A 16,767-nucleotide genomic window follows, 5' to 3' on the forward strand; every position below is an offset into this window, starting at 1 on the left:
GGTATGCACGGCGGGTCAGCCCGAGCGGGTCCCGATCCTCAGCAACGCCATGTACGTTTCCGACCGTGCCAGCTCTGAAAAAGACCGTGATGACGGTCATCTCTGCCGCTTTGCTGTCCGTATGTGTCGCCAACCCTTCGGGGGCAGTGGCCGCCAAGGACAAGACCAACGACAAACAGCCGACGCCCACCGGTCAGATGTCGACCGTGGGCGGCAAGCGGCTGGGCGACGTGGGCACCCAGGTCGATCTGGGCCCAGGAGCCCCGGTCCTGCCGAAGGACCTCAGCGGGCGATCGTGGATCGTCGCCGACGCGGAGAACGGGGAGGTGCTGGCCTCGCACAACGCGCACTGGCGGCTGCCGCCCGCCTCCACCCTGAAGATGCTCTTCGCCGACACGGTGCTGCCCGCCCTGCAGCCGAAGACCCTCACCCACCTGGTGACCGAGGAGGAACTCGCGGGCGTCGGCGAGGGAAGCAGCCTGGTGGGCGTCAAGGAGGACCACACCTACACCGTCCACGACCTGTGGCTCGGCGTGTTCCTGCGATCGGGCAACGACGCGGTGCACGTGCTGTCCGAGATGTACGGCGGCGTACCGGCGACGGTCTCCGCGATGCAACGGCACGCCGAGGAGCTCCAGGCCCTGGACACGACGGTCGTATCGCCCGACGGTTACGACGCCCCGAACCAGGTCTCCAGCGCGTACGACCTGACGCTCTTCGCCCGCAGCGGGATGCAGAAGGCGGACTTCCGGGAGTACGCGGCGACGGCGACGGCCGAGTTCCCCGGCGAGAAGAAGAAGGGCAAAAAGCGCGAGACCTTCGAGATCCAGAACACCAACCGGCTGATCACCGGTGACCTCGGGGTGGATCCGTACAAGGGCATCGCGGGCGTCAAGAACGGCTACACCACGCACGCGGGCAACACCTTCACCGGCATCGCCGAGCGCGACGGGAAGGTGCTGCTGGTGACGGTCATGAACCCCTCGTCCGAGGAGAGCCACGCCGTCTACAAGGAGGCCGCGGGCCTGCTCGACTGGGGTTTCGCCGCCGACGGCAAGGTGACCCCGGTCGGCGAGCTGGTGCCGCCGAAGTCCGCCGTGGCCGCGAAGGGCTCACAGCCCGCGGCGGGCGCGGACAAGGCCGAGGGCAAGGAGCACGCGGCCGCGTCGGCCGCCGCGGCCGGTTCCGGCTCCGGCTCCGGCGGGATCCGGACCGCGCTGTCGATCGCCGGCGGAGCGCTCGTGGTCCTGGCGGCCGGGGTGTTCCTGGTCAACCGGCGCTGGCCGCTGCCGGACCTGGTGCGTCGCCTTCCGCGTCGCTGATGTCCTGGCCGCTCCCCTCCGGGGTGCCCTGCTTCTCCCCCTTGCTCGGCGTCGCCGTCCAGGCGGCGCAGAGCAGGAGCAGCTTCGCGCTGAAGTTGATCCACAGGAGGAGCGCGATCGGCACGCCGAAGGCGCCGTACATGCTCTTCGACGCGACCTCCCGCATATAGCTGCCGAGCAGCAGTTTCAGCAGCTCGAAGCCGACCGCGCCCACCAGCCCGGCCACGATCAGCCGGCGGCGCGGCGGCTCCACCCCGGGGAGCAGGGTCAGCAGGTAGAGCAGGATCAGGAAGTCGGCGAAGGCCGCCACGACCACGGCCGCCACCTGGAGCAGGACCGCGCCCACCCCACCCTCGGCGATTCCCAGCCGGTCGACCGTCCAGCCGATCGCGGTGGACGCGACGGTGGACACGGCCAGGGCCACGAGCACCGCTCCGCCGAGCCCGAGCAGCAGACCGGCGTCCTTGAGCTTGCGGACGACCGGGTTCCCCTCGTCCACGTCGTCCTTCTCCCAGACGGCGCGCAGACAGTCCCGCATCGAGCTGACCCAGCCGGTGCCGGTGAAGAGCAGCAGCACACCGGCGACGACCCCCACCGTGCCCGCGTGGGCCACGAGGTTGTCGATGCCGAGCTGGTCCGAGATGCCGGGCACCTGCTCGGCGAGCTTGTCCTCGATCTTGTCGAGCTGCCGTGGGGAGAGCAGTGCCGCGCCGATGGCCGCGCCGAGCGCGAGCAGCGGGAAGAGCGCGAGGAAGCTGAGGAAGGTGATCGCCGCGGCGAGCCTGGACCAGTGGACCCTGTCCAGCGTCTCGTAGGAGCGCCAGGCGTGCGTCTCCATCAGTCGTGCGACGAGCGGCCCGATGACGGGGAGTTTTTTCAGCCAGTCCATGACCTACGCGTACCCTGCCGGGCGCGGAAAACCGGTGTCCCTGGCCGCCAGGATCATCAATCACCCATTTCGGTGAGCGCTGTAACAAATCCCTCAAATGGGTTTTCTCTGGCGATACGGTCACGAGCGGCGGCTGCTCCGCCACCGCTCTGTCATCCCGCTAGGAGTTATCCCGTGAAGGACGCCTTCGGTGCCCCGCAGTCCCTGCTCGTCCTCGGCGGCACCTCGGAGATCGGCCTGGCCACCGCGCGGCGGCTGATCGCCCGCCGCACGCGCTCCGTGCAGCTGGCAGGACGGCCGTCCCCCGCCCTGGAGCGGGCCGCGGCCGAGCTGCGCGAGCTGGGCGCCGACGTCCGTACGGTCGCCTTCGACGCGCTCGACTCCCCCTCGCACGAGGAGGTGCTCGGGAAGCTGTTCACCGAGGGGGACATCGACATGGTGCTGCTCGCCTTCGGGGTCCTGGGGGACCAGGCGCGCGACGAGGAGGAGCCGCTCTCCGCGGTCCGGGTGGCGCAGACCAACTACACGGGGGCGGTCTCCGCGGGACTGGTGTGCGCCGGCGCGCTCCAGGCGCAGGGCCACGGCTCGCTGGTGGTGCTCTCCTCGGTGGCCGGCGAACGCGCCAGGCGTGCCGACTTCATCTACGGCTCCAGCAAGGCGGGCCTGGACGTCTTCGCACAGGGTCTCGGCGACGCGCTGCACGGCACGGGGGTGCACGTGATGATCGTGCGCCCCGGCTTCGTGAGGTCGCGGATGACGGCGGGACGCGAGGAGGCACCGCTCGCCACGACCCCCGGCGCGGTCGCCGACGCGATCGTGACGGGGCTGCGGCGGCGCTCGGAGACGGTGTGGGTGCCCGGGGCGCTGCGGGTGGTCATGTCGGCCCTGCGGCACGTGCCGCGCCCGCTGTTCCGGCGGCTGCCGGTGCGCTGAGGGGCCTCGGCCGAGAGCCTTCGGAAGGATGCTCTCAGGAGGACAGGGAGGGCTGGTCCATGGAGCTGCCGCCCTGGGCGGGTACGGCGGGCGAGCCGCCACCGCCCCCGAACGGGAACTCGTTGATCTTGCGCCAGACGCCATCCACGCCCTGTTCGTACAGCGCGAAGGAACCACAGGTCCACGCCGCCTCGTACGAGGAGAGCTCCTCGTACGCCCGGTCCATGGCCTCCTCCGCGATGCCGTGCGCCACGGTCACATGCGGGTGGTACGGGAACTGGAGCTCGCGCACCAGGGGCCCGGACGCCTCCCGGACCCGCTTCTGGAGCCAGGAGCAGGCAGAAGCGCCCTCGACGACCTGGACGTAGACGACGGGCGAGAGGGGGCGGAACGTGCCCGTGCCCGACAGGCGCATCGGGAAGGGCCGGCACGCCGTGGCGATCTGGGAGAGGTGGGTCTCGATCGCCGGCAGGCCGGCCGCCTCGGTACCGGTCGGCGGGAGAAGGGTGACGTGGGTGGGGATGCCGTACGCGGCAGGGTCCCCGAAGCTCGCGCGCCGCTCCTGGAGCAGACTGCCGTAAGGCTCCGGGACCGCGATCGAAACGCCAAGCGTTACGGTCCCCACATCGTTCTCCTCTGTCTTCGCGATTCGTTCGTCGGTCGTGCCGACGCCAGTGTGGCCCCTCCGGCCGTGGTCCCGCCAGAGTCCTTGGACTCAGTGCTTCGCAGGCAGAAGGCCCATCCGGTCGTACGTCTGTGCCAATGTCTCCGCCGCCACGGCCCTGGCCTTCTCCGCTCCCTTGGCCAGCAGGGCGTCCAGGGTCTCCGGGTCGTCCAGGTATTCCTGGGTCCGGGTCCTGAACGGCGTGACGAACTCCACCATCACCTCGGCGAGGTCGGTCTTGAGCGCTCCGTAGCCCTTGCCCTCGTACTTCTGCTCGAGATCCGTGACGGCGGCACCCGTGAGGGTGGAGTAGATGCTCAGGAGGTTGCTGACCCCGGGCTTCTTCTCCGCGTCGTAGCGGATCACGGTGTCCGTGTCGGTGACCGCGCTCCTGACCTTCTTCGCGGTGACCTTCGGGTCGTCGAGGAGGTTGATCAGGCCCTTCGGCGTGGACGCCGACTTGCTCATCTTGATCGCCGGATCCTGCAGGTCGAAGATCTTCGCCGTCTCCTTGAGGATGTACGGCGCCGGGACGGTGAACGTCTCGCCGAAGCGGCCGTTGAACCGCTCGGCGAGGTCCCGGGTGAGCTCGATGTGCTGACGCTGGTCCTCACCGACCGGGACCTGGTTCGCCTGGTACAGCAGGATGTCGGCGACCTGGAGGACCGGGTAGGTGAAGAGCCCCACGGTCGCGCGGTCGGCGCCCTGCTTGGCGGACTTGTCCTTGAACTGCGTCATACGGGACGCCTCGCCGAAACCGGTGAGGCAGTTCATGATCCAGCCGAGCTGGGCGTGTTCGGGGACATGGCTCTGCACGAAGAGCGTGCAGCGCTCCGGGTCGAGTCCGGCCGCCAGCAACTGGGCGGCGGCGAGCCGGGTGTTGGCCCTGAGCTCCTTCGGGTCCTGCGGCACGGTGATCGCGTGCAGGTCCACCACCATGTAGAAGGCGTCGTGGGACTCCTGCAGCGCCACCCACTGGCGGACCGCACCGAGGTAGTTGCCGAGGTGGAACGAGCCTGCGGTGGGCTGGATTCCGGAGAGCACGCGGGGACGATCAGAGGCCATGCACTCATTGTCTCAGGTGCCGAACCGGTCCACGGCAACCGGTGCGGGAAAGCGGCGGGGCACGCGAGGAGGCTCCGCAGCCTGGCGCGCCACGCGGGAGAGGTTTCCCCAGCACGAATCCGACGGACGATACAAAGTGGGCACCACCTCCGCCCACGCCGCACGACGAACGGAGATCCCGTGTCGACCACGGAAACCGCCATCGCCTCCGCCGAGGCGCACAGCGCGCACAACTACCACCCGCTGCCCGTCGTCGTCGCCTCGGCGGACGGCGCCTGGATGACCGATGTCGAGGGGCGCCGCTACCTCGACATGCTCGCCGGCTACTCGGCGCTCAACTTCGGGCACAGCAACCGGCGCCTGATCGACGTCGCCAAGGCCCAGCTGGAACGCGTGACGCTGACCTCGCGTGCCTTCCACCACGACCGGTTCGCGGAGTTCTGTACCAAGCTCGCCGAACTCTGCGGCATGGAGATGGTCCTCCCCATGAACACCGGGGCCGAGGCGGTGGAGACAGCGGTGAAGACGGCCCGTAAGTGGGGCTACCGCGTCAAGGGCGTACCCGACGGGATGGCCAAGATCATCGTCGCGGCCGACAACTTCCACGGCAGGACGACCACGATCATCAGCTTCTCCACGGACCAGGAGGCACGGGCCGACCACGGTCCGTACACACCGGGGTTCGAGATCGTGCCGTACGGCGACCTCACCGCCCTCGACGAGGCGATGACGGAGAACACCGTCGCGGTGCTGATGGAGCCGATCCAGGGCGAGGCCGGGGTGCTGGTCCCGCCGCCCGGCTATCTCGCCGGGGTGCGGGAGATGACCCGGCAGCGGAACGTCCTGTTCATCGCGGACGAAATCCAGTCGGGCCTCGGGCGCACGGGACGGACCTTCGCGTGCGAGCACGAGGGCGTCGTTCCCGACATGTATCTGCTGGGCAAGGCGCTGGGCGGCGGGGTCGTGCCCGTATCGGCCGTCGTGTCGTCCGCGGCGGTCCTCGGCGTCCACAGGCCGGGCGAGCACGGGTCCACGTTCGGCGGGAACCCGCTGGCCTGCGCGGTCGCGCTGGAGGTGATCGCGATGCTGAACACCGGTGAGTACCAGCAGCGTGCCGCCGAGCTCGGCGACCATCTCCACCACGAGCTGGGGCTGCTGACCGGCGGCGCGGTGCGGGCCGTACGGGGCCGGGGGCTGTGGGCCGGGGTCGACATCGCGCCCGGACTCGGCACGGGCCGGGAGATCTCGGAGAAGCTGATGGAACGCGGGGTGCTGGTCAAGGACACCCATGGCTCCACGATCCGGATCGCCCCGCCCCTGGTGATCAGCAAGGAGGACCTGGACTGGGGCCTGGACCAGCTCCGCGGCGTACTGGCCGGCTAGGTGTATTGAAAGTCCCGCCTGCCCGGCGACGCCTGGCACGCACGCCCGCCGACGGCGCCGGTCACCCGCCGGAACGGGACGGGGAGGGGGCGACCGGCGCCGCGCCGGGGGCGTGTCCCGGAGCACGCCAGGACGGGACGGGCACGACGCGCCGGGGCACGCCCTACGGAAGCACCCGGCACAGCGCGTCCAGCGCCCCCGCCCAGCCGCTCTCCGACGGCGTGCCGTAGCCGATGACCAGCCCGTCGCGGCCCGGCGCCGCGTCCTCGTGCCGGAAGCGCGAGAGCCGGTCAAGCGCGAGCCCCTGCCAGGTGGCCGCCTGGACGACCGACTGCTCGGTGCCCTCGGGGAGTTCGAGCACAACGTGCAGCCCCGCCGCGATGCCGCTCACCCGGAAGTCCGGTGCCCGCTCGGCGAGCGCGTCGACGAGCTGGTCGCGGCGGCGCCGGTAGCGCAGCCGCATGGCCCGCACATGCCGGTCGTACGCCCCCGCCCCGATGAACTCCGCAAGGGTCAGCTGGTCCGTCATCCCGGACATCCGGTCGAAGCCGCTCTTCGCCTCGCACACCTCCTCCACCAGGTCCTCAGGGAGCACCATCCAGGCCAGCCGCAGACCGGGCGCCAGCGACTTGGCGGCCGTGCCCAGATAGACGACCCGTTCCGGATCGAGCCCCTGGAGCGCGCCCACCGGCTGGCGGTCGTAGCGGAACTCGCCGTCGTAGTCGTCCTCCAGGACCAGACCGCCCGATGACCGCGCCCAGTCGACCGCCGCGGCCCGCCGGTCGGGGTGGAGCGGGACGCCCGTGGGGAACTGGTGGGCGGGTGTCAGCAGCACCGCGCCCACGCCCGGTGTCCCTCCCAGCTCCCCGGTCCTGGCCCCGAGCTCGTCCACCGGGAGACACGGGGTGCGCAGACCTGCGCCGGTCAGGAGATCGCGGTGCAGGTCGAGCCCGTACGACTCGACGGCCACGCCGCGCACCCGGCGCCGCCGCAGCACCCGCCCCATCAGTGTGAGCCCGTGCAGGAAGCCCGAGCAGATCACTATGCGTTCCGGGTCGGCGTACACCCCGCGCGCCCGCGCCAGGTAGTCCGCCAGCACGCTCCGCAGCTCGATACGGCCCCGTGGATCGTCGTCGTACCCGAAGGCCGCGTCGGGGGCGGCGGTGAGGGCGCGTCTGGCGGCCTTCAGCCATTCGGCGCGCGGGAAGGCGGAGAGGTCGGGCGACCCCGGGAGCAGACTGTGGACGGGCCGCCGGGGCACCCGTCTGGCCCTGGCACCCCGGGCGACGGGTTCCGGCACCCCGGCCCGCCGCGCGACCCTGGTGCCCGAACCCTGCCGTGCGGTGAGCCAGCCCTCCGCGACGAGCTCCGCGTAGGCGTCCGCGACGGTGTTACGAGCGATCCCGAGGTCCACGGCGAGCGTCCTGGACGAGGGAAGCCGGGTGCCTGGCGTCAGCCGTCCGGTGCGCACGGCCTCCCGCAGCGCGTTCGTCAGCCCGCTGCGCAGACCGCCGCCGGCCGGTTCGATATGCAGGTCGGCGCCGAAAGCGGCCCAGGAATCCGTCATGGAAATGGACCATACCGGTGCGCCATCCCGTGGTTAGGGTCGAACCCATGAGCACGCACACACATCAGCACACATCCACCGAATACGCCCCCGAGCACCCCCCGCGGCTGCAGCTGGCCGAGCTCGCCCCCGACGTCTACAAGGCCATGGTCAGGCTGGACGCCGCAGCGCGTAAGGGCGTCGACCCGACGCTGCTCGAACTGGTGAAGATCCGTGCCTCGCAGCTCAACCGCTGCGCCTTCTGCCTGGACATGCACTCCAAGGACGCGCTTGCCGCGGGCGAGTCGGTCGAGCGGATCATCCAGCTCAGCGCCTGGGAGGAGTCGCAGCACTTCTACACGGAGAAGGAGCTGGCGGCGATCCGGCTGACGGAGGCCGTGACGGTCCTTAACGACGGCTTCGTGCCGGACGAGGTCTACGCGCAGGCCGCGAAGCACTTCGAGGAGGCCGAGCTCGCCCAGCTGATCGCCGCGATCACGGTGATCAACGCGTGGAACCGGTTCGGGGTGACCACCCGGCTGACCCCGGGGCACTACGCACCGGGCGACATCAAGCACTGAGCGCGAGTGCGGGAGCGGGGGCGCCGGTTTCCGTGCCCCCGCTTTCCGCTTCCGCCTTCCGGTCCCCCACCCCGCCCCTTTCTGCCCCCGGAGCCCCGATGAACGACCCCGCGTCCGTCTTCCGCACCCTGCACCACGGCCGGCGCCCCGGTGACCCGCTGGTCCTGCCAGGTCCCTGGGACGCGGTGAGTGCCCGCGTGTTCGAAGAGGCCGGCTTCCCCGCCCTGGCCACCCCGAGCGCCGGTGTCGCCGCCGCCCTCGGTCATGCCGACGGAGACACGCCCGCGGACGAGATGTTCGCGGCGGTGGCCCGGATCGCGCGTGCGGTGTCCGTCCCCGTGTCGGCGGACATCGAGGCGGGATACGGCCTGGACCCTGAGGAGCTCGTCGGCCGCCTCCTGGAGGCCGGCGCGGTCGGCTGCAATCTGGAGGACTCCGTCGGCGGCGTCCTGGTCGAACCGGCACGGCAGGCCGACCGGCTCGCCGCGGTGCGCGCCGCGGCGGGCGAGCGCCTCTTCGTCAACGCCCGCATCGACACGTACGTCCACGGGGACCCGGCCGCCGTGGACGTGGCCGCGGACACGACGGCCCGCGCCCTGCTCTACGCGGAGGCCGGCGCCGACTGCGTCTATCCGATCCTGGCGCCCCCGGACACCCTGCCCGCTCTGACCGCCGCGGTCCGGGTCCCGGTCAACGCGGTCGGCCCACTCGACGACCCGTCCGCGCCGCGCCGGCTCGGGGAGCTGGGCGCGGCCCGGATCACCTTCGGCCCCCAGTTCCAGCGCAGGGCCGCGGACGCCGTGCGCGACCTCGCGGACCGGCTGCTCGGCGGCTGAACACACGGGACGGGACGCAGCACACGCGAGGGCGCCCCCGGGCAGCGACTGCTGCCGGGGGGCGCCCTCGTAACCGCTCGGGTCCGGCCGGGGCCGGGCTCCGGTCAGATCAGGCCGAGCTCGCGGACCGCGTCGCGCTCCTCGGAGAGCTCCTGCACCGACGCGTCGATGCGCGCACGGGAGAACTCGTTGATGTCCAGGCCCTGGACGATCTCGTACTTTCCGTCCTTCGTGGTGACCGGGAAGGAGGAGATGATGCCCTCGGGCACGCCGTAGGAGCCGTCCGACGGGATACCCATCGAGGTCCAGTCGCCGTCGGCGGTGCCGTTGACCCAGGTGTGCACGTGGTCGATGGCGGCGTTGGCGGCCGATGCGGCCGAGGAGGCGCCACGGGCCTCGATGATCGCGGCACCGCGCTTGGCGACGGTCGGGATGAAGGTGTCGGCGAGCCAGGCCTCGTCGTTGACCGTCTCGGCGGCGTTCTTGCCGGCGATCTCCGCGTGGAAAATGTCCGGGTACTGGGTCGCCGAGTGGTTGCCCCAGATCGTCAGCCGCTTGATGTCGGAGACGGCGGCACCGGTCTTGGCGGCCAGCTGCGAGATCGCGCGGTTGTGGTCCAGACGGGTCATCGCGGTGAAGCGCTCGGCCGGTACGTCCGGGGCGGCTGCCTGCGCGATGAGGGCGTTGGTGTTGGCCGGGTTGCCGACGACGAGGACCTTGATGTCGTCCGCCGCGTTGTCGTTGATCGCCTTGCCCTGCGGCTTGAAGATGCCGCCGTTGGCGGCGAGCAGGTCGCCGCGCTCCATGCCCTTCGTACGCGGGCGGGCGCCGACCAGGAGGGCGACGTTGGCGCCGGCGAAGCCGACGTTGGCGTCATCGGTGATCTCGATGTTGCGCAGTAGCGGGAAGGCGCAGTCGTCGAGCTCCATGGCGGTGCCCTCTGCGGCCTTCAGGCCCTGCGGGATCTCGAGGAGTCGCAGGTTGACCGGCACATCCGGGCCGAGCAGGTGGCCGGAGGCGATGCGGAAGAGCAGCGCGTAGCCGATCTGGCCGGCTGCGCCGGTCACGGTGACATTCACGGGAGTGCGGGTCATGGCGATCTCCGTTAGACAGCTGGCGGTGGGGGTCCCTGCCCCTGGTGCTGGACACCTCTGAATCTTGACGTGAAGAGATATCCAGCGGTCAGGCTATCCGACCCTCGCTGCCGGAAACGTCCGGCCCCCCGTGCGACCGCGCACAGCCGGTTACGCAGCGCAGCGGCTCCTGCGCCTCACTCCGGCGTGGCGCAGCCGGTCGCGCCGGAGGCCAGGGTCGCGCAGGCCTTGGCATCGGAGGCCTTCTTGACGGCGACCATCGGGGTGTACGTCTCGGTGTCGGCGTCCACCGTGCCGTCCTGTTCCGACGCACCGGCGGTGATCTTCACGCTGTCGCCGGTGGATGCCTGGGTGATACGGGCCCACGCGGCCCCGCAGGTCTCGCTGTAGCGGACCTCGACGAGCCCGCTGCCGACGGCCGCGCTGGCGACCGTACCGGCGAACTCGCCGCCGCAGCCCATGGCTTCCGGATCCTGGCCGGTGCAGTCGGCGCCGCCGCATTCGACGCCGGCGGGCAGCTGGGACGCGTCGGCCGTGGGATCGGCCGACGGTGTCGCGGCCACCGCGCCGGCGTCGTCGTCCCCGCCCAGATCGAGGAGCAGCACGGCCCCGGCCATCAGCAGGAGCGCGCCCACGACACCCGCCAGGAACATCGTCACCCTGCGCCGGCCGCCGCCCTTCCCCGGCCCTTCGGAACGGCCGTCCGCGTGGTGCGCGCCCGGGGCGGAGTCCGGCTGCGGCTGCTGCGGGATGCGCGGCGCCGCGCCACGCTGGACGGGCACGGACGGCGGGCGGGCGGCGTCGCTGCCGTCCCCTCCCGGCCCGCCCGCGGTGGAGACTCCCGTACCACCGGCCGCGTGGGCGCCGCCGGTCGCACGGCCGCCACCGGCTGCCCGGCCGGGCCGCCTGGCTGCCACGGGTGCCGCCGCCACACCCGCCTCGCCGAGTGCCGCACGCGCCTGGGAGATCCTGATGGCCTCCATCGTCATGTCATGACGCATCTCGGAGCGGCTCCAGGCCCGCTCGGCCAGTTCCCACATGGTCGTCAGATGGTGCAGCTGCGTACCCGTCACCTCGGCGAGCGCGACGATCGCTCCCTTGGGCGCGAGCAGCCTGCCGTTCAGATAACGCTCCCACGACGTCTTGCTGTAGCCCGTGCGGTCGGCGACCGCGGCCAGGCTCAGCCCGCTGCGGTCCACCAGTCCGCGCAGTTGGCCCGCGAACTCCCGCATCTGCGGATCGAGTTCTTCCGGTAGTGCCTTCCAACGAGGCATTGCTTCCCCCCAGTCGATTCCCCCGGACCGTTCCCCGGACGTTCCCCGGCGCGCCCCCGACCCCGGCACCGGGCCCTTCCCCCTGTCGTACGGAACGTCGGTTCCGCGCTCCGTACTACCCAGAAGGATGCACGGATCCAGGATGCCAGTTCCGGACAAAGGGGCGCACGGGGGCATTCGGCATGAGCGCATGCTCCGTTGTGCGCCGTAGTGCGCGTCGAGCCGGTCCGGGCGTCGTTGCCCGACGATCACACCATGGCGGAATGGTCACTTCCGCGCCACAGCCACCAGGCATCCCTTGAACCAGGTACCTGATGTCCATGACGCTTGACCCAGGACAGGGCAAGGCCGCTCAAGTCACCGCATTCCGGCGCTTCTTGCACCGGCGCCCGGTCCGGTGTCCGTCCCTTCTCGGGGGAGGGGGCGGGCACCCGTCAGCGGATCGTGAAGTGCACGACGTCCGGCAGGAACGGGACGTCGAGCCAGGGCTTGGGCTGCGCCATCAGCGCGAGCAGCACGATCAGGATCCCCATCAGGCCGTACGTGACCAGATCGGTGAACCGGGACCGCACGGCGAGCATGCCGACGGAGGGGACCACCCAGCGCATCACCGCACCGGCGAGGAGCGCGACGCCCATCAGCATGACGCCGATCCTGAAGGCGTTGCCGAACGGATCCGCGCCCACGATCAGCAGCCCGACCCCCGCGGTGCCGAGCACCGTGAGCAGCGGCCACTGACGGGCGGGCGCGGGGGCGTCCCCCGCTGCCGCCCTGCCGCCGCCCTCGGGGCGGGCGGTGTCACGGGTCAGCGAGAAGCGACGCGAGGGCGCCCAGGTCGATCCGCTCCGTCCGGCGGCCTCGGGGGCCGCAGACGCCTCGGGAGCGGCAGAGGCCTCGGAGACCTCAGAGCCCTCCGCTTCCTCGCGCGTCACATCCTCCCCCGCACCGTCCTCGCCCGGCTCCTGGCCGCGCTCTGCCACCCGGGCCTCCTCGGACGTCTCGGCCTCATCGGCCTCATCGGCCGATCCGGCCGGATCGGCCGATCCGTCCGCGTGTGTACCGCCTGCCGGACTCGTACCAGCACCCATGACGTTCCTCCGGTCCGGGTCAGCCGGCGGAAACGGCGGAGGCCTCGGCGGCGGCGAGCTCGGCCGCCTCGACCACGTTGACGAGCAGCTGGGCCCGAGTCATGGGCCCGACACCGCCCGGATTGGGGGCGACCCAGGCGGCCACATCGGCCACACCGGGGTGGACGTCGCCGACGATCTTGCCGTTCTCGTCCCGGCTGACGCCGACGTCCAGCACGGCGGCGCCCGGCTTCACGTCCTCGGGCTTGATCAGGTGGGCCACACCGGCTGCGGCGACGATGATGTCGGCCTGCCTGAGGTGCGCGGAGAGGTCACGGGTGCCGGTGTGGCACTGGGTGACGGTCGCGTTCTCGGACTTGCGCGTCAGCAGGAGCGGGAGGGGACGGCCGATGGTGACGCCCCGGCCGACCACGACCACATGGGCGCCGTTGATCTCCACGCCGTGACGGCGGAGCAGCGTGACCACGCCCTGCGGGGTGCAGGGCAGCGGGCCGCTCTCGTTCAGCACGAGCTTGCCCAGGCTCATCGGGTGCAGGCCGTCCGCGTCCTTCGCCGGGTCCATCAGCTCCAGGATCCGGTTGGTGTCGATCCCCTTGGGGAGGGGGAGCTGCACGATGTAACCCGTGCAGTCGGGGTTGGCGTTGAGCTCCCGTACGACCTCCTCGATCTCCTCCTGGGTGGCGGTGTCGGGGAGTTCACGCTGGATGGAGCCCATGCCGACCTGGGCGCAGTCGCGGTGCTTGCCGTTGACGTACCAGCGGCTGCCCGGGTCGTCGCCGACGAGCAGGGTTCCCAGACCAGGTGTGATGCCCTGTGCCTTGAGGGCCGCCACGCGGACGGTCAGATCGGACTTGATCGCAGCTGCGGTGGCCTTGCCATCGAGAATCTGGGCAGTCATGGAACCCATCCTCGCGGATGACCCCGCCCACGTACCAATCCTGGCTTGCCACGTGGACATGAGATTGCACTTGCACAACACATTCGGCGTCCGGCTGGACAAATGGCGGATGTCACGACGACGATAAGTCCCGCATCACCGCGGGCAGGGTCGGGGGGACCAACCGTTCAGATTGCGCAGATTTCCTCCGCCGCCAGGACCGCGTCGTCCCCACAGATTCACAACGGAGGAAATTCGCCATGAGCTTCGGCGACCCCAACAACCCCTACGGCCAGCAGCAGGGTGGACAGCCGGGCGGCCAGCCCGGCGGGCAGCAGCCGGGCTACGGCTATCCGCAGCAGGCCCCGCAGGGTGTTCCCCAGCAGGGCTACGGCTACCCGCAGGCACCGCCGGTCCAGGGCGGCTACGGCTTCCCGGGCGGGCCCAACGAGATGCCCGGCGGGGTGAAGGCCTCGCGCGTCCTGCTCTACGTGATCGCCGGACTCCAGGTCGTGGGCGCGATCTTCGTCATGCTCGCCGCCGCTGCGGTGAACGCGGCCAAGAACGACCCGACGCTCCAGGAAGACGTCCAGTTCCAGCAGCTCGCCGACTACTCGGGCGGCGTGCTGTGGGCCATCGCCGTCTTCGCCGTGCTGTGGGGGGCCTTCGCCGTCGTCCTCGCCGCCAAGTTCGGCAAGGGGGGCAGCGGACTGCGCGTCACGACCATCATCTTCGGCGTGATCACCGCGATCCTCGGCATCTACCCGTTCGTCGTGATCGGCCTCATCCACACGGTGCTCGCCGTCCTGGTGATCGTCTTCGTCGCGAAGTCCGACGGCGAAGCGTGGTTCAACCGCCGGCAGCAGCCGCAGTACTGAACCTCTCCCCCGCTCGCGCGCGAAGGCCGTGGCACCCGCTGGACCGCGGGTGTGCGGCCTTCAGCCGTTTCCGGGTGCCGGGGCCGACCGTGTGGTGCGCTCCATGACCACGAAGGGGCCGGCCTCGCGGGTGACCCGGTAGCGGGCCTCCGGGTGGAGCTGCTGGGCGTATTTCACCGGGTCGTCGATCGGCTGCGACCAGCCGAAGTCCAGGTTGAGGGCGACGACATCGGGCGCGGTGCCGGGGGCCCCGCCGACCCAGTAGACCGTGCGGTCCCCGGTCAGGTGCGCCATCAGCGTGATGTCGGTCTCCACCCGTGCTCCCACGGGGATGGCCTCCAGCGCCTCCTCGGCGGCGTGGGTGCGCACATCGGCGCGGTACGTCTCCGGGCGCAGCAGCTCGCGGAACGGGAGGTGCTGGGTGAGCGCGACGGCGATGGCGGCGGCCATGGGGACGGCGACGTTCGCGTAGGAGACGAGCCAGGGCCGCTTCGAGTCCTGGCTGCGCCTGATGCCGTCGGCCATGGCCAGGAAGACCACCGGCATCAGGATCGCGCTGTAGTGCCAGACCATGCCCCAGTGGTTGGAGTCCTGGGAGAGCAGTCGCCAGCCGAGCGTGGGCAGGACCAGCAGGATCAGGGGGGAACGGAGCGCCATGAAGGCGGTGATGCCGACCAGGAAGACCAGCATCTCCAGCTTGACCGACGAGTCGAACACCCCGAGGACGGAGTGGAGCAGCGAGACCTCCTGCCCGCCGTCCTCCTCGATCTTCTTCCAGTAGTCGTACGTCCCCGCGCTGCTGGCCGCCGGTATGAGCACCAGCACGGTCAGCGCGAACGCGAGCACGCCGAAGGCCGCGAGCAGGAAGCCCTGGAGCCGCCTCCCGTACAGGGCGAGGAGCAGGCCGACGACGGCCACGGTGGCGCCGAGGTCCTCCTTGACCAGGACCAGCGGCAGCGACCACAGGACGACGGCACGCACGCGCTCCATGAGTAGGGCGCGGCAGACCAGGGCCAGCAGCGGGACGGCGAAGGCTATCTCGTGGAAGTCGGCCTTCACCGCCTCCTGGAGCCCCCAGGACAGCCCGTACGCGACGGTGACGCAGAGGCCCGAGCGGCCGCCCAGGATCTGCTGGACGGTGCGCCCGACGACGACCGCCGACGCGGCGAACAGGGCGGCCTGGGCGAACAGCAGGGCGACGGCGGACGGCCAGATCCAGTAGAGCGGGACGAGGAGCGCCACGACCGGGCTGAAGTGATCGCCGAGGATCAGATAGCCCGGCCCCTTGATGTCGACGACCGGTGCGTCGAACCCCGCGTAGGCGCGCACCTCCTGCTCGAAGATGCCCAGGTCCCAGGAGGGCGACTGGAAGTGGCTGAAGCGCAGGTACGCGTAGAGGAAGTAGACCGCGCACAGGACCACGGCCGCGATCAGGTACGGGCGCAGCGGCGCCGGGTGCGGTGCGCCCCCGGCCGGCCGGGGGATTCGCTCGCCCGGTGCGTCGGTCTCGCTCTGGTTCAGGTCAAGCACGGTGCCCCCGCAACGGAATCCCTTACTGGTCGCTGCCCGGTCGCACCGGTTCCGTCCGCCACGGCCCGACAAGCCATTCATTAGAACAGAAGACCGGGAAAGGGCTCGGTGCGTTCCACATCCGACGAACGACGCGGCCTGCGGCCGTCACAGGGCCGGAGATCGGACCGCCCGCCACCGACAACCGTCGGGGCTGTCGATGAATACAGTCAATAAGGCTGACCATCGAGGCGGGGCGAAGCCCCTCGGACGCCCCGGCGTCGCAGAGCGAGAGGAAGCCGGGGGCGAACGTTGCCTGCCGCGGCACTAGCTCGCGTAGGGGTCGGTGATCTCGCGCAGTTGATCCAGGATCTGGTGCAGCAACGTGAAGTTGCGGGTGCCCAGATAGGCCTTCCACTCCGAGAGGATCTCGTCGAGTGTCGCCGAGGCCACCTCGACCGCCCGCCTGCCACGCTCCTCGATCACGATCAGCCGGGCGCGACCGTCCGTGGGGTCGGGGACCCGGCGGACATAGCCCAGGCGCTCCAGCTGGTCGACCAGCACTCCGGCGCTCTGCTTGCTCATCTGCGCCTGGTCAGCGAGGTCGGTGAGGCGCGAGCCGTCCGGGGCGACGCGTTGGAACACCCGGCACTGGGCGAGGGTCCAGTCATCGAACCCGGCATCCTGCAGGGCCCGGAACATGCGGTCCTCGGTGTACCGGTACGGGATGAACAGCGACACCCCTAGATCATTCCGCTCCTCGTCGCCCATAGCGCTCCCAGCCCCGCCTCCCACCTGACCTCACGAGGTTCACACCCTACGTGAACG

16 protein-coding genes are annotated in these 16,767 nt (G+C 70.8%); 6 read left to right on the top strand and 10 right to left on the bottom strand.

All coding sequences use genetic code 11. The features are described from left to right. Positions 1–65: 65 nt before the first annotated feature. A complete protein-coding gene (locus AB0C75_RS08380; RefSeq protein ID WP_362888339.1) occupies positions 66–1,322 on the top strand; it encodes a D-alanyl-D-alanine carboxypeptidase in 1,257 nt (418 codons plus the stop codon). On the opposite strand, the gene AB0C75_RS08385 is transcribed toward AB0C75_RS08380, so the two are convergent. Continuing rightward, positions 1,270–2,211 carry a YihY/virulence factor BrkB family protein gene (locus AB0C75_RS08385; protein ID WP_362888341.1) on the bottom strand — a complete coding sequence of 314 codons (942 nt, stop codon included), beginning with the start codon at positions 2,209–2,211 and terminating at the stop codon, positions 1,270–1,272. The genes AB0C75_RS08380 and AB0C75_RS08385 overlap by 53 nt on opposite strands. A 174-nt stretch (positions 2,212–2,385) precedes the next feature. Here AB0C75_RS08385 and AB0C75_RS08390 point away from each other — a divergent pair, with 174 nt between their 5' ends. Next, positions 2,386–3,144: a decaprenylphospho-beta-D-erythro-pentofuranosid-2-ulose 2-reductase gene (locus tag AB0C75_RS08390; protein ID WP_362888343.1), complete on the top strand. Its 759-nt coding sequence runs from the start codon at positions 2,386–2,388 to the stop codon at positions 3,142–3,144. Between the two features lie 34 nt (positions 3,145–3,178). On the opposite strand, the gene AB0C75_RS08395 is transcribed toward AB0C75_RS08390, so the two are convergent. Together AB0C75_RS08395 and trpS are read right to left on the bottom strand one after the other, a co-directional pair. After that, the gene (locus AB0C75_RS08395) at positions 3,179–3,769 is read right to left on the bottom strand and encodes a 2'-5' RNA ligase family protein (RefSeq protein WP_362888345.1); all 591 of its coding nucleotides are present in this window, start codon (positions 3,767–3,769) and stop codon (positions 3,179–3,181) included. A gap of 90 nt (positions 3,770–3,859) precedes the next feature. After that, a complete protein-coding gene (gene trpS, locus AB0C75_RS08400; protein WP_362888347.1) occupies positions 3,860–4,873 on the bottom strand; it encodes a tryptophan--tRNA ligase in 1,014 nt (337 codons plus the stop codon). Positions 4,874–5,053: 180 nt separating this feature from the next. Between trpS and rocD the strand changes: the two genes are divergently transcribed. Then, positions 5,054–6,256 carry an ornithine--oxo-acid transaminase gene (gene rocD, locus AB0C75_RS08405; RefSeq protein WP_362888349.1) on the top strand — a complete coding sequence of 401 codons (1,203 nt, stop codon included), beginning with the start codon at positions 5,054–5,056 and terminating at the stop codon, positions 6,254–6,256. A gap of 163 nt (positions 6,257–6,419) precedes the next feature. Here the strand turns inward: rocD and AB0C75_RS08410 are convergent, their stop codons facing one another. Next, positions 6,420–7,823, bottom strand: a complete 1,404-nt coding sequence (locus AB0C75_RS08410) for a PLP-dependent aminotransferase family protein (protein ID WP_362888351.1) — start codon at positions 7,821–7,823, stop codon at positions 6,420–6,422. A gap of 47 nt (positions 7,824–7,870) precedes the next feature. Here AB0C75_RS08410 and AB0C75_RS08415 point away from each other — a divergent pair, with 47 nt between their 5' ends. Then, on the top strand, positions 7,871–8,383 hold the full coding sequence (locus AB0C75_RS08415; protein WP_362888353.1) for a carboxymuconolactone decarboxylase family protein: 513 nt from the start codon (positions 7,871–7,873) through the stop codon (positions 8,381–8,383). A gap of 98 nt (positions 8,384–8,481) precedes the next feature. Further along, entirely contained in the window at positions 8,482–9,219 is a 738-nt protein-coding gene (locus tag AB0C75_RS08420) for an isocitrate lyase/phosphoenolpyruvate mutase family protein (RefSeq protein ID WP_362888355.1), read from the top strand. A gap of 104 nt (positions 9,220–9,323) precedes the next feature. On the opposite strand, the gene AB0C75_RS08425 is transcribed toward AB0C75_RS08420, so the two are convergent. The 4 genes from AB0C75_RS08425 to AB0C75_RS08440 form a co-directional block, all read right to left on the bottom strand. Then, complete coding sequence (locus AB0C75_RS08425) at positions 9,324–10,313, bottom strand: malate dehydrogenase (protein WP_362888357.1); 990 nt, start codon at positions 10,311–10,313, stop codon at positions 9,324–9,326. A gap of 176 nt (positions 10,314–10,489) precedes the next feature. Beyond that, on the bottom strand, positions 10,490–11,587 hold the full coding sequence (locus AB0C75_RS08430) for a DUF2690 domain-containing protein (protein WP_362888359.1): 1,098 nt from the start codon (positions 11,585–11,587) through the stop codon (positions 10,490–10,492). A 434-nt stretch (positions 11,588–12,021) separates the two neighbouring features. Beyond that, on the bottom strand, positions 12,022–12,675 hold the full coding sequence (locus AB0C75_RS08435; protein ID WP_362888361.1) for a DUF3017 domain-containing protein: 654 nt from the start codon (positions 12,673–12,675) through the stop codon (positions 12,022–12,024). A 19-nt stretch (positions 12,676–12,694) separates the two neighbouring features. Then, positions 12,695–13,573, bottom strand: a complete 879-nt coding sequence (locus AB0C75_RS08440; RefSeq protein WP_362888363.1) for a bifunctional methylenetetrahydrofolate dehydrogenase/methenyltetrahydrofolate cyclohydrolase — start codon at positions 13,571–13,573, stop codon at positions 12,695–12,697. Positions 13,574–13,812: 239 nt separating this feature from the next. Here AB0C75_RS08440 and AB0C75_RS08445 point away from each other — a divergent pair, with 239 nt between their 5' ends. Next, positions 13,813–14,430: a hypothetical protein gene (locus AB0C75_RS08445; protein ID WP_362888365.1), complete on the top strand. Its 618-nt coding sequence runs from the start codon at positions 13,813–13,815 to the stop codon at positions 14,428–14,430. A 60-nt stretch (positions 14,431–14,490) separates the two neighbouring features. Here AB0C75_RS08445 and AB0C75_RS08450 read toward each other — a convergent pair whose 3' ends face one another. Both AB0C75_RS08450 and AB0C75_RS08455 read right to left on the bottom strand, forming a co-directional pair. Next, a complete protein-coding gene (locus tag AB0C75_RS08450; RefSeq protein ID WP_362888367.1) occupies positions 14,491–15,960 on the bottom strand; it encodes a DUF2079 domain-containing protein in 1,470 nt (489 codons plus the stop codon). Between the two features lie 306 nt (positions 15,961–16,266). Beyond that, a complete protein-coding gene (locus AB0C75_RS08455; protein WP_362888369.1) occupies positions 16,267–16,680 on the bottom strand; it encodes a MarR family transcriptional regulator in 414 nt (137 codons plus the stop codon). Between the last annotated feature and the right edge of the window lie 87 nt (positions 16,681–16,767).

The organism is Streptomyces sp. NPDC048565 (assembly GCF_040650935.1).
GTDB lineage: Bacteria > Actinomycetota > Actinomycetes > Streptomycetales > Streptomycetaceae > Streptomyces.

Excerpts from the sequence above, each read along its gene's own strand:
- AB0C75_RS08435 (WP_362888361.1), bottom strand. The coding sequence starts at position 12,675 with ATGGGTGCTGGTACGAGTCCGGCAGGCGGTACACACGCGGACGGATCG.
- AB0C75_RS08385 (WP_362888341.1), bottom strand. The coding sequence starts at position 2,211 with ATGGACTGGCTGAAAAAACTCCCCGTCATCGGGCCGCTCGTCGCACGA.
- AB0C75_RS08410 (WP_362888351.1), bottom strand. The coding sequence starts at position 7,823 with ATGACGGATTCCTGGGCCGCTTTCGGCGCCGACCTGCATATCGAACCG.
- AB0C75_RS08440 (WP_362888363.1), bottom strand. The coding sequence starts at position 13,573 with ATGACTGCCCAGATTCTCGATGGCAAGGCCACCGCAGCTGCGATCAAG.
- AB0C75_RS08430 (WP_362888359.1), bottom strand. The coding sequence starts at position 11,587 with ATGCCTCGTTGGAAGGCACTACCGGAAGAACTCGATCCGCAGATGCGG.
- AB0C75_RS08425 (WP_362888357.1), bottom strand. The coding sequence starts at position 10,313 with ATGACCCGCACTCCCGTGAATGTCACCGTGACCGGCGCAGCCGGCCAG.
- trpS (WP_362888347.1), bottom strand. The coding sequence starts at position 4,873 with ATGGCCTCTGATCGTCCCCGCGTGCTCTCCGGAATCCAGCCCACCGCA.
- AB0C75_RS08445 (WP_362888365.1), top strand. The coding sequence starts at position 13,813 with ATGAGCTTCGGCGACCCCAACAACCCCTACGGCCAGCAGCAGGGTGGA.
- AB0C75_RS08420 (WP_362888355.1), top strand. The coding sequence starts at position 8,482 with ATGAACGACCCCGCGTCCGTCTTCCGCACCCTGCACCACGGCCGGCGC.
- AB0C75_RS08415 (WP_362888353.1), top strand. The coding sequence starts at position 7,871 with ATGAGCACGCACACACATCAGCACACATCCACCGAATACGCCCCCGAG.